Raw genomic sequence first — 11,865 nt, 5'->3', positions numbered from 1 at the left:
CCGGTTCGGATGTCGGACCGGCGGCTGGAGACGCTGCTGCATTGGACCTATGGCGACCAGATGGCGCATCTGGGCGGTCTCGGCGACGGGGTGTTCGACGGCTATGGCGGCGCGACGCTGGGCTATGGCGTCGGCTGGTCCGGGGAAGGGCCGCGGCCGGTGCAGCTTTATGCGGCCATGGGCAAGACCGATCCGCTGGCCGACTGGGTGCATCGCCAGGTGCGGGCGCGCCTTGCCTCGGATCCGGCGGCGCTGTCCGATGTGGTCACGCTGGCGGCCCTGAAGCGGCGCCCCGCCTGGCCCGTGCTGCGGCTGGTGGCGCAGCCGACCCATGTCGGGCGCCCGATCGGGCCGCACAACCCGCCCGTCATGCGGTTCGGGCCGGAACGGCGGATCCGGTGCAGGCATGCGCCGGGCGGACGGATCACGGTGCGGGAACCTTACCTGTGCGTGGTGGAGCGGGTGGGACCGGATGTCCCGGCCCTGATCCGGCAGCGGGCGGAATATCGTCGCTGGGTCGTGGCGATGGGCTTCGTGGCGGACCATCTGCGGGGGCTGGGCGTGCCGCTGGTCGAATGGGACGTGGATGTGCCTGCGCTCAAATGGTGGGAACGCTAGGCAATCTGCGGCCTGTAGCGTGCCTGTTGACGTGGTCAGGAAAAGTTTGTAAGCCTTATCACGATCCAATCATTGCGCCTCGACGGTCCACACCGTCGGGGCGCTTCGCGTTTGGGGATACCATGCCGACCATGCCGCCGACCTTCGGGGCGCCCAAACTGCAGCAGCGCAAGGACCAGCAACGGCTGACCGATCGGCGCCGGGGCAGTGCGGCGCAGCGCGGCTATGATGGCAGATGGCGCAAGGCGCGCGAGGCTTTCCTGGCCAAACATCCGCTGTGCGAAATGGACTGTGAGGCCGAGGGTCGGGTAACGCCGGCGACGGTGGTCGACCATATCGTGCCGCACAAGGGCGACCGTGCCCTGTTCTGGGACAGATCGAACTGGCAAGCGGGCTGCGAGACCTGCCACAACCGCAAGACTGCGCGGGAGGATGGCGGGTTCGGCAGGACGCCCCGCTAGGCCCCAGCCTTCCGGCCGCGACCGGCCGAAGGGGGGAGGGGGTGGTCCGATTCTTCCCGCCCCAGCCCCTTAGACCGTCCTCGCAACCGTGTGTGTGGGGGCGCGGAATTGGGAAATCTTTTTTTGTGAGCCGGACAGGGTGCGAGGACGCGCCGCGGCCAATCCGAGGAAATCCATGGCAAGAGGCCGGAAGCCGAAACCCGCCGAGGTTTCGGAAGCGCAAGGCAATCCGGGCCGCCGACCGAAGGCGGCACCGCCGCCCAGCGTGCCGACATTGGGAAGCCTGTCTGCGCCGAAGGAACTGCGCCGGGCCGATCAAAAGGCGGTGTGGGAGAAACTGGCGCCGCTGCTGGCGCGGATGAATTTCCTGCGCGCGACCGACCAGGCGGCGATGGTGCGCTACTGCATCCATCTGGCCGACTGGCATGCGCTGACCCGCGAACTGAAGGGCCGGGCGTTCACGTATGAGACCGTCTCCAATCACGGCACGATGGAGCGGGTGAAACCGGCTTTTCTGGTGCGCGAGCGGATCGAGAACCGCCTGGAGAAACTGGAGGACAAGCTGGGCCTGACGCCGTCGGCGCGCCAGTCGATCCTGCAAAGCCTGGCGTCGGCGGTGCCGCAGCTGCCGTTCGATGCGCCGGAGTCCAAGAAGGATGCCGACAAGCCGGCCGCGCCCGCGGCGTCGCCGATCGGCATGCTGAACAGCGACGGCCAGGCGGTCCATTGAGCGCCGCGCCGAAGGTCGAACCGCCGCCGGAAATCCTGCCGGCCTGGCGGGTGGAGCAGTTCCGCAAGAAAGGTTACCGCTTCGACGAGGCGGCCGCCGCTGCCGCGGTCCGTTTCTTCGCCGACTATCTGCGGCACACCGAAGGCGAATGGTACGGGCGCCCGTTCATCCTGCGCCCGGAACAGCGCGAGATCGTGCGGACGATCTTCGGCTGGAAGCGCCCGGACGGGTCGCGGGTCTTCCGCCAGGTCCTGATCCTGATGCCGCGCAAGAACGGCAAGACGGAATTTGCCGCCGGCCTGGCCTGTCTGTGCCTGATCGCCGACGGCGAGATGGGCGGACAGGGTTATGCGATGGCGGTCGACAAGGACCAGGCCAAGATCGTTTTCAACAAGGCCGCGGTCATGATCGGCCTGTCCGAGGCGCTGTCGCGCGATGTCGAGGTCTTCAAGACGTCGATCTATTGCGCGCCGCTGCAGGCCAGTTTCAAGCCGCTGTCGGCCACGCCGGGCTCCAAACACGGGTTTTCCCCCAGCTTTTCGATCGCCGACGAAACCCATGAATGGCCGGACGGCGAACTGGCGGACGTGGTGCACAAGGGCACCGGCGCACGCCGGCAGCCGCTGGAGATCGAGATCACGACGGCCGGCGTGCGCAACCGCGGTTATGCCTGGGAACGCTACGAATACGCCCTGGGGGTCCAGGCCGGCGAAGTCGAGGACGACGGGTTTCTGCCGATCCTGTTCGAAGCGGCGGAGGATGACGACTGGACGGCGCCCGAGACCTGGGCCAAGGCCAATCCGGGCCTGGGGATCAGCCCCAAGCTGGAATACCTGGAATCGGAATGTGCCAAGGCGAAAGGAAATCCGCGCAAGGAAAACGCCTTTCGCCGGTTCCACCTGAACCAATGGACGGAACAGACGACGCGCTGGATCTCGCTGACGCAGTGGGACCGGAATGTCGGTCCGACCGACTGGCGCGAGATGGAGGAAGCGCTGCGCGGGCGCCGTTGCTTTGGCGGTCTGGACCTGTCGTCCACCACGGATTTCACGGCGCTGACCCTGGCCTTTCCGGACTGGCCGGTGCCCGATCACTGGGCCTTTCTGTTTCGCCTGTGGCTGCCGGAAAAACGGCTGCTGGACCGGGCGGAAAAGCGGATCCGCCGCGGCCGCGAGGCGGCGGCGCCCTATGAGAAATGGCGCGACGAGGGCGCAATACGGCTGACGCCGGGAAATGTCGTCGATTACCGCGCGATCCGGCAGCAGATCGATGCCGACGGCGCCGCCTTCCGCCTGGATCAGCTGGCGATCGACCGCTGGAATGCGACGCAGCTGGCAACCGAACTGCAGGAGGATGGCGCGCCGGTCTTTCTGTTCGGCCAGGGCTTCGCGTCGATGAACGCGCCGTCGAAGGAACTGGAACGGCTGGTCGAGGCGGAACAGGTCGCGCATGGCGGTCATCCGGCGGCCCGCTGGATGCTGTCGAATGTGGCGATCCAGGAAAGCCCGGCCGGCGACATCAAACCGGACAAGGCGTCGAGCGGTGAGCGCATCGACGGCGTCGTCGCCGGGATCATGGGTCTGGGCCTGGGCCTGGCCTTCGGAAGCGGCGGCCCGGCGAGTCCCTACGACACCGACGAAACCTATCAAATCGAGGTTTTCTGACCGATGTGGAACCCCTTCCGCCGCAAGGCGCCCGAGGTTCGGGCGGTGTCGCTGGAGAATGCGGACATACCGCTTTCCAGCGAGGCGATCCTGCAGATTCTGGGCGGCCCGGCGACCACGGTCGGCATATCGGTCAATCGTCAGACCGCCCTGGACTGCATTCCCGTCTGGGCGGGCGTCGATTTCCTGTGCGGCGCGCTGGGTAGTTTTCCGCTGCATGTCTATCGCAAGACGGACGACGGTCAGGAGAAGGACCGCCGCGATCCGGCTTACAGCCTGCTGCACGACGCGCCGAATCCGGAAATGAGCAGCACCGACTGGCGTCGGTGGCTGATGTCGGAATATCTGCTGTCCGGCCGGGCGATGTCCTGGATCGAGCGCACGCCGGGCGGCCGGATCAAGGCGATCTGGCCGCTGGAGACGGCGAAAACGACGGTGTCGCGCAAGGATCGACGGATCCGTTACGAATACAAGGCCGACAGCGGCGCCGGCGCCATCTATGACAGCGCGGAAGTGATCGACCTGGTCTGGATGCGCAAGCCGGACGGCGTCGGCCATGAGGATCCGGTCCATCGCGCGCGGGAGGCGATTGGCCTCTATCTGGCGCAGCAGGGCTATGCCGGTCGCACCTTCCAGAAGGGCGGTGTGCCGCCTTTGCAGATGGTCACGATCGCCCAGACCGAACAGGGTGTGCGCCGGGCCAGCGACGATGTCGCGCGCGCCCTGGCCAAGCTGGCGGAGGACGGAAAGAACGTCCTGGCCATGCCGCAGGGTCACGAATTGAAGGGCATCGGCTTCGAGCCGGAAAAGATGCAGATGGAATCGGCGCGGCTGTTCCAGCTGGGGGAAATCGCCCGCTGGCTGGGCCTGCCGAAGGTCTTCCTGCAGGACCTGACGGGCGCGACCTATACGAACACGGAACAGCAGGACCTGAACCTGGTGAAGCACCGGCTGACGGATCTGACGACCCAGTTCGAAAAGGAAATGTCCCTGAAGCTGTTCCCGGACCGGCGCAACCGCCGTTATGTCGAATTCGACATGAACGGCCTGCTGCGCGGCGACTTCAAGTCGCGCATGGATGGCTACGCGACCGGCGTCCAGAACGGGTTCATGACTCCCAACGAGGTCCGCCACAAGGAAAACCTGCCGGCGCTGCCGGAAGGCGACCGCCTGTATATTCAGGGCGCGACCGTCCCGCTGGGCACGGTCCCGGCGCCAGCAACGGCGCCCGGCGATCCTGCCCCTTCCGATCCTGTCAAGAAGGAACCGAACGATGCCGAAGCCTAACACCGGTGCGGACCGGGAGGTCCGCGCGACCCGTCCCGCCGAAATTCGCACCGCGGAGGACGGCACGATCCGCGTCAGCGGCTATGCCGCCGTGTTCGGCGAGGAAGCCGACATCGCGGGCATGTTCCGCGAGGTAATCGCGCCCGGCGCCTTCCGCCAGGCGATCGGCCGCGACGACGTGGTCTTCGTGATCAATCACGACGGTCTGCCGCTGGCCCGGACCCGGTCCGGCACGCTGACGCTACGCGAGGATGCCCGCGGCCTGTTCATGGAGACGGAACTGGATCCGGAGGATCCGGACGTCCGCAGCATCGTGCCGAAAATGAAGCGGGGCGATCTGGACAAGATGTCCTTTGCCTTCCGGGCGCGGAAACAGGAATGGGACGACACCCAGGACCCGCCGCTGCGGACGGTCCTGGAGGTCGATCTGTTCGACGTCTCGATCGTGACGAATCCGGCCTATGACGGCACGGAAATCGGCCTGCGGTCGCTGGCGGCGGCGCGCGAGGCCCGCGGCGATCCCGCCGCCGCCGCGCGGGCGCGCCTGCGCATGAAACAGGGGCTGCGCGATCGCGGCGCCCATCGGAACCAGGTCGCGGACTCCCGCACCTGACGGTCGTCCGGCGGGCAAGAGGGCCTGCGTCCGGACGCGAACACGGTCCATCCAAGGAGATACAGACCATGACGATCAAGGAAATGCGGGAGCGGCAGCAGCAGCTGGTCGCGGAGGCCCGCGAAGCACTCGATTCCATCACCGATGCCATGCCGGCCGACCAGGTGGCCGAGGCGGAAGCGCGCTATGACAAGATCATGGCCGAACACGATCGCCTGCAGAAGAAGATCGAGAACGAGGAACGCCTGGCCGCCGCCGAGGCGGCGCTGGATGCCGAGGACCGCCGCCGCGCGGCCGTCCTGCCCGACACGAATGGCGAGAATCGCGGCGCGGATGATGGCGAGATCGACGACGCGGAACTGTTCCGCCGCTACTGCCAGTTCGGGGGCGAGGGGCTGACGCCGGAACAACGCCAGCGGTTCGCCTCCATGCGGGTCAGCAATCTGCCCCCGGAAATGCGGGCGCAGTCGACGTCGGGGTCGGCCGGGGGTTACACGATCCCGGAAGGCTTCCTGCCGGAAATCACGCGGACCATGGCGATGTACGGGCCGATGCTGGATCCGGGCGTGACGCGCATGATCACGACGGCGAGCGGTAATGATCTGCCCTGGCCGACGATGGACGACACCGGCAATGAGGGTGCGATCCTGGCGGAAAACTCGCAGATCAGCGAACAGGATGTCACCCTGGGTCAGAAGACGCTGGGCGCCTATCTGTATACGTCCAAGCTGATCCGGGTCAGCTATCAGCTGCTGCAGGATTCGGCCTTCAACGTCGAAAGCGACATCATCGTCCCGGCGTTCGGGGAACGCATCGGGCGGATCGTCAACCGTCACCTGACGGTCGGCACCGGGTCCAGTCAGCCGAACGGCATCGTCACGGCGTCGAGCGCGGGCAAGACCGCGACGACGGGGACGACCCTGTCCTTCGACGACCTAATCGATCTGGAACACAGTGTCGATCCGGCCTATCGCCGCGCGCCGTCCTGCCGCTGGATGTTCAACGATTCGACGCTGAAGGCGGCGCGCAAGCTGAAGGACGGCGACGGCAACTATCTGTGGCAGCCGGCCGATGCGCGTACCGGCGCGCCGGGGTCGATCCTGGGGCATCCCTACATCGTCAACCAGGCGATGGCGGATATCGACGGATCGTCCAAGCCGGTCCTGTTCGGCGATATGAACAAGTATATCGTCCGCCGGGTCCGGGAATTCACCATGGTCCGCCTGGTCGAACGCTATGCCGATTACCTGCAGGTCGGTTTCTTCGCCTTCGGCCGTTTCGACGGTGAACTGGCCGATACGGGTGCGGTCAAGCATCTGGTCATGCAGTCCGGCTGATCCTTCGGGTGAGGTAACGAAAGGGCCGGGCGGCCAGGCGGTCGTCCGGTCCTTTTCGGAGGTCGATCATGCGAATCAAGTTTCTGACAAGCCTGTCGGGTCCGCGGGTCACGGTGTCGCGCGGCGACATCCGGGACTGGCCCGACAAGGAAGCGTTGCGGCTGATCGCGGCCGGTATGGCGGAAGCCGCGCCGGCGGGTGCCGAAACGGCCCAGGCATCGCTGCCCGGTGTCGAAACGGCGGTCAATGCCGATGCCTGGACGGGCGCGGGCGGTGAGGGTGAAAGCCTGGCCGATCTGGGCCGGAAGGTGAAAAAGGCGGCGGGCCGCTATGGCCGGTCGCCGCGCAAGAGGTAATGGACGGTTTTGCGGGCCGGTCGGTCCTGATCGTGGCGGGCGGGCCGAGTGTCACGCCGTCGGCGATCGAGGTCTGGCGGGCGCGATGCGACCGCGTGGTCGCGATCAACAATGCGGTGGAACTGCTGCCCGGCGCGGATCTGCTGTGGTTCACCGATCGCGCCTGGTACGAGGTCCACGCCGAAACCGTGGCCGGGTTCCGGGGCGCGGTCGCGACGCTGGAGAACTACGACCTGGTCGCGCGCATTCCCGGTCTGCATTGCCTGAGGAACATGGGATCGGACGGGTTTCATCCCGAGCCGGACGGCGTCATGACCGGGGCCAATGGCGGATATCAGGCCCTGCATCTGATGCTGCATGCGCGACCGCGGCGGATCGTGCTGCTGGGCTACGATTTCTGTTATGGCGCGGCGGGCGCGCATTGGCATGGCAGCCATCCGGCCCCGCTGACCAATCCATCGCCGCGCGATCTGGTGAAATGGACCCTGCGGTTCGACGCGCTGGCCGAGGAAGCGACACGCCGCGGCATAGCGGTTCTGAACGCCTCGCCGGTGTCGGTGCTGACCTGTTTCGAAAGGGCGTTTGAATGCGCGCGATCTGCCTGATCCGCGACCTGCCGGCCTATCGGCGCGATGCGTTTGCGGCGGGGCTGCAGGCGATCGGCGCGCGGGTGCGGTTCGACGAGGCGCCGCCCTATGGGCCGGACGACGTCGCCGTGATCTGGAACCGGTACGGCCGCGCGGCGGATCTGGCCTGGCAGGTCGAACAGGCGGGCGGCCGGGTCCTGGTCTGTGAGAACGGGTATCTGGGCCGGGAATGGCGCGGCGGCATCTGGTACGCGATCGCCCTGGACCAGCACAATGGCGGCGGCCGCTGGTTTCCGGGCGGACCGGAACGGTGGGATTCGTGGAAGGTCGACCCGGCGCCCTGGCGCGACGACGAGGCCGGCGACCTGGTGTTTCTGCCGCAGCGGGGCATCGGCGTGCCGCCGACCGCCATGCCGGCGGATTTCGAAAAACGGCTGCGCGGCGAGATTGTCGGCCTGGGGGTCATCCGGGTCCGACCGCATCCGGGGGAAGGCCCCAGCCGACCGCTGGAGGAAGACCTGGCGCGGGCGCGGATCGTCCTGACCTGGGGATCCGGCGCGGCGCTGAAGGCGCTGATGATGGGCATCCCGGTCGCATATTGGTTCGACCGCTGGATCGGCGGTCCGGCCGCCCGGCCTGGGCGGAACGGGGTCGACCGTCCGCTGCGCGACGATGCGGCGCGGCTGTCGATGTTCCGGCGCCTGGCCTGGGCGATGTGGGAACTGGAAGAGGTGGCCAGCGGTGAACCGTTCCGTCATCTGCTACTACGCCAAGGGCGGACAGGGTAAGGTCCTGGCGCCCGCCTTCGCGGAAGGCTGTGGCGGGGAAATACAGCGCGGCGGACCCTGGCGCGGCGGCGTGGCGGCCTTCTACGGGGTCAAGGCGGAGACCGAGGCGGCCTGGAAGGCGGCGCGGGATTCCGCGGCGGACTGGTTCTATATCGACAACGCCTATTTCGGGCGCGGTTCATATTTCCGGATCACGCGCAACGCGATCCAGCATGACGGGCGCGGCACCGCCGACCCGGCGCGGTTCCTGGCGCATGGTCTGACCATTCAGGAATGGCGCCGGCGCGGCGATCACATCCTGGTCTGTCTGCAATCGGACAATTTCATGATGCGCACCTGCGGCATCGACCCGGCGTCCTGGCGGCGCGGGGTGGCGACGGCGCTGGCGGCCCATACGGACCGTCCGATCGTCTGGCGCGAGAAGGACACGGCCCGGCCGCTGCGCGACGATTTCCGGCGCTGCTGGGCCGTGGTTACGCACACATCGAATGTCGCGGTCGAGGCGCTGCTGGCCGGCATTCCGGTTTTTCTGACAGGCCCATCCGCGGCGCGGGCCATGGGGTCCGGCGACCTGAGCCGGATCGAGGATCCGCCGATGCCGGACGGGCGTCCGGCCTGGGCGGCGGTACTGGCGGCGAACCAATGGTCGCTACCGGAAATTCGCAGCGGTCGCGCCTGGGCGGCATTGCAGGGAAATTGAAATGGGCATGGGCGACGAGATCATGGCACTGGGCCGGGCGCAGGCGCTGTCGGCGCTGCTGGGCGGACCGATCGGGATCTGCGACCGGCACGGAAGGGTGCGGACGCATCCGATCTGGCGCGGGTCGCCGGCGGTCGCCGATTGTGCCGCGGCGGCGGTGGCAACCCTGTCGGATGCCGGCCATTGCCGCCCATATATCGATTACGACCGGACGACGGCCGATCGCTGGGCGTTCAAACCCTACCGACCGTCACCGGCGCGGCTGGCCTGGGTGACACCGGATCCGCGCGGGGCGGGGCGCATCCTGATCGAACCGCGGATCAAGCAATCGGCGAGCCCGAACAAGCAATGGGGCCGCTGGCAGGACCTGATCGACCTGGCGCCGGGTCTGCCCTGGGCGCAGATGGTGCCGCCGGGCGTGACGCCGTTGCGCGGTGTCGAGCGGATCGAGACGGCGACATTCGAGGCGGCGGTGAATGTCCTGGCGGCGGCACGTCTGGCGGTGCTGCCGGAAGGCGGACTGCATCATGCCGCGGCGGCCGTCGGGGTCCGCGCGATCGTGCTGTTCGGCGGTTTCACCGGTCCGGAGATCACCGGCTATCCCGACCAGATCAACCTGGCCGTGGACATGCCCGCCGCCCGCGGCTGGCGGGTCGCGCATCCGGCCTGCGCCGAGGCCTGGCGGCATGTCACGCCGCAGGCGGTACTTCGGGAAGTGGAGAGGGAAATTGAACGCGAAGCTGCATGAAGGTGTCTGGCTGCCCGGCGGCGAGGCCCATCTGATCGAGATGATGTCGCCGGGCGCGAAGCGGTTCGCCCGCCTGCCGGACGGCCGTGCCAGCTATCAGCGCCACAAATATCTGGCCGCGCTGGACCTGGTGCGCGCGCGCCAGGTCTTCGTCGATATCGGCGCGCATGTCGGCCTGTGGTCGATGCAGGCGGAATTCGATTTCGCGGAGATCACGGCCTTCGAGCCGCATCCGGTGCATGCCGATCTGTACCGTCACAATGTCGGCCGCGGCGTCCTGCATGAGGTCGCGCTGGGCGATGCCGAAGCGGCGGTGTCGCTGACATCGTCGCCGACATCGAGCGGCGACACCTGGGTCAGCGGCACAGGCGACATTCCGATGCGGACGCTGGACGGATTCGGCCTGGAGCGGATCGACCTGCTGAAGATCGACACGGAAGGATACGAACTGCCGATCCTGCGCGGCGCTGCCGAGACGCTGCGGCGCTGCCGACCGGTTGTGGTCGTGGAACAGAAGGGCCGGGACGCGCGCTATCACGGCGGGCGCGACGGCGAGGCGCTGGACCTGCTGCGCGAGATGGGGGCGGTGCCCCTGCGCGCGCCGATCAGCGGCGATCACTTCATGGGATGGGTCTGATCCCATGCGGATCTATGTCGGATACGACGCGCGCCAAGACCTGGCCTATCGCGCGACCGTCGCGTCGATGACCGCCTGTTCCGCCCGCCCGCTGGATGTTTCGCCGATCGTGGAGGCGCATTGCCGGGCGCTGTCATTGTACCGGCGGCGCCATGAAATGCGCGACGGCCGGGTCTTCGACCGGATCAGCGACGCGCCGATGTCGACGCAATTCGCGATCACCCGGTTCCTGGTGCCGGCCCTGGCCGCGCGCGACCGGGTGCGGGATCCCTGGGCGCTGTTCTGCGACAGCGACTTCCTGTTCCTGGCCGATGTCGGCGATCTGATGCGCCATGCCGATCCGCGTTTCGCGGTGCTGGCAGTCCAGCACGATCACCGTCCGACGGAAACGGCGAAGATGGACGGTCAGGTCCAGACCGCCTATCCGCGAAAGAACTGGTCCAGTCTGGTGCTGTGGAACCTGGAGCATCCGGCGCACCGCCGGCTGGTCGAGGCGGACCTGGCGAACCGGGTGCCCGGCCGCGATCTGCATGCGTTCTGCTGGCTGGAGGACGACGAGATCGGCGCGCTGCCGGCGGCGTGGAACTGGCTGGAAGGCTATGACGACCCGGCGGCGGTGCCGAAGGCGGTGCATTACACGCGCGGAACGCCGGACATGATCGACAATGCCGCCTTTGCGGCCGAGTGGTGGAGTTGGCTGCGATGATCGATTACGCGCTGACCCGGACGGTCGAGCCTGCCGCGGCGATCCTGCCGGATGCGCGGATCTGGGATCACCTGCGGGTCGAGACATCCGGGTCGCCGGCGGAACCGGAGGACAAGGCCCTGATCGACGTCTATCGCGAGGCGGCGACATCGGTCCTGGACGGCGCCGACGGTATCCTGGGCCGGGCCCTGATCACCCAGACCTGGCAGATGAAACTGCCGTCCTTTCCGTGCAAGTTGGACCCGATCCACCGCGACCGGCGGATCGTCCTGCCGCTGCCGCCGCTGCAATCGGTCACGTCGATCACCTATTTCGACAGCGCCGGGGACGAACAGACGCTGGCGACTTCCGTCTATTCCGTGCTGACAAGGGGCATGGAAAAGGGCGCGATCGTCCCGGCTTATGGCCAGTCCTGGCCGGCGACCCGTGCCCGGGCGGATGCGGTGACGGTGACCTTTGTCGCCGGGTACGGCAACAGTTCCGACGACATTCCCGCCGCGATCCGGGCGGCGGCGCTGCTGCTGATCGGCGATCTGTATGAGGGCCGGACGGAAACCGAAGTCGGAATCACCGTTCAGCCGACCGGCGCGGTGCAGCGTCTGCTGATGCCGCACCGGATTCCGTTCTGACCGG

At 67.5% G+C, this 11,865-nt stretch carries 15 protein-coding genes; all 15 read left to right on the top strand.

The features are described from left to right. Positions 1-9: 9 nt before the first annotated feature. The 15 genes from R8L07_03515 to R8L07_03445 all read left to right on the top strand — a co-directional run bounded on the left by R8L07_03515 (position 10) and on the right by R8L07_03445 (position 11,861). Positions 10-618 (top strand): hypothetical protein, encoded by a 609-nt coding sequence (locus tag R8L07_03515; GenBank protein MDW3204588.1) that lies wholly within the window; start codon positions 10-12, stop codon positions 616-618. A gap of 122 nt (positions 619-740) precedes the next feature. Then, positions 741-1,079: an HNH endonuclease signature motif containing protein gene (locus tag R8L07_03510; protein ID MDW3204587.1), complete on the top strand. Its 339-nt coding sequence runs from the start codon at positions 741-743 to the stop codon at positions 1,077-1,079. A 175-nt stretch (positions 1,080-1,254) separates the two neighbouring features. Continuing rightward, positions 1,255-1,809 (top strand): phage terminase small subunit P27 family, encoded by a 555-nt coding sequence (locus R8L07_03505; protein ID MDW3204586.1) that lies wholly within the window; start codon positions 1,255-1,257, stop codon positions 1,807-1,809. Next, positions 1,806-3,473 carry a terminase TerL endonuclease subunit gene (locus tag R8L07_03500; GenBank protein ID MDW3204585.1) on the top strand — a complete coding sequence of 556 codons (1,668 nt, stop codon included), beginning with the start codon at positions 1,806-1,808 and terminating at the stop codon, positions 3,471-3,473. The genes R8L07_03505 and R8L07_03500 overlap by 4 nt, the downstream gene beginning before the upstream one ends. Positions 3,474-3,476: 3 nt before the next feature. Next, positions 3,477-4,760: a phage portal protein gene (locus tag R8L07_03495; GenBank protein MDW3204584.1), complete on the top strand. Its 1,284-nt coding sequence runs from the start codon at positions 3,477-3,479 to the stop codon at positions 4,758-4,760. Beyond that, on the top strand, positions 4,747-5,373 hold the full coding sequence (locus R8L07_03490) for an HK97 family phage prohead protease (GenBank protein MDW3204583.1): 627 nt from the start codon (positions 4,747-4,749) through the stop codon (positions 5,371-5,373). Before R8L07_03495 ends, R8L07_03490 begins: the two co-directional genes overlap by 14 nt. Positions 5,374-5,441: 68 nt before the next feature. Next, on the top strand, positions 5,442-6,710 hold the full coding sequence (locus tag R8L07_03485; GenBank protein ID MDW3204582.1) for a phage major capsid protein: 1,269 nt from the start codon (positions 5,442-5,444) through the stop codon (positions 6,708-6,710). Positions 6,711-6,778: 68 nt separating this feature from the next. Then, on the top strand, positions 6,779-7,066 hold the full coding sequence (locus R8L07_03480) for a hypothetical protein (protein ID MDW3204581.1): 288 nt from the start codon (positions 6,779-6,781) through the stop codon (positions 7,064-7,066). After that, positions 7,066-7,671 carry a hypothetical protein gene (locus R8L07_03475; GenBank protein MDW3204580.1) on the top strand — a complete coding sequence of 202 codons (606 nt, stop codon included), beginning with the start codon at positions 7,066-7,068 and terminating at the stop codon, positions 7,669-7,671. Before R8L07_03480 ends, R8L07_03475 begins: the two co-directional genes overlap by 1 nt. Further along, the gene (locus R8L07_03470) at positions 7,653-8,441 is read left to right on the top strand and encodes a hypothetical protein (protein MDW3204579.1); all 789 of its coding nucleotides are present in this window, start codon (positions 7,653-7,655) and stop codon (positions 8,439-8,441) included. The genes R8L07_03475 and R8L07_03470 overlap by 19 nt, the downstream gene beginning before the upstream one ends. Continuing rightward, complete coding sequence (locus R8L07_03465; protein MDW3204578.1) at positions 8,395-9,141, top strand: hypothetical protein; 747 nt, start codon at positions 8,395-8,397, stop codon at positions 9,139-9,141. Before R8L07_03470 ends, R8L07_03465 begins: the two co-directional genes overlap by 47 nt. Positions 9,142-9,148: 7 nt before the next feature. Continuing rightward, entirely contained in the window at positions 9,149-9,889 is a 741-nt protein-coding gene (locus R8L07_03460; GenBank protein ID MDW3204577.1) for a hypothetical protein, read from the top strand. Further along, positions 9,870-10,526, top strand: coding sequence for an FkbM family methyltransferase (locus R8L07_03455; protein ID MDW3204576.1), 657 nt, complete (start codon positions 9,870-9,872; stop codon positions 10,524-10,526). Before R8L07_03460 ends, R8L07_03455 begins: the two co-directional genes overlap by 20 nt. A 4-nt stretch (positions 10,527-10,530) precedes the next feature. Beyond that, entirely contained in the window at positions 10,531-11,232 is a 702-nt protein-coding gene (locus tag R8L07_03450; GenBank protein ID MDW3204575.1) for a hypothetical protein, read from the top strand. Next, positions 11,229-11,861: a hypothetical protein gene (locus R8L07_03445; GenBank protein MDW3204574.1), complete on the top strand. Its 633-nt coding sequence runs from the start codon at positions 11,229-11,231 to the stop codon at positions 11,859-11,861. Before R8L07_03450 ends, R8L07_03445 begins: the two co-directional genes overlap by 4 nt. The last annotated feature ends 4 nt before the right edge of the window (positions 11,862-11,865 follow it).

It is taken from the genome of Alphaproteobacteria bacterium (assembly GCA_033344895.1).
Classification (GTDB): Bacteria; Pseudomonadota; Alphaproteobacteria; order UBA8366; family Aestuariispiraceae; genus Pacificispira.
This window is presented reverse-complemented; position numbering and strand designations above follow the sequence as displayed.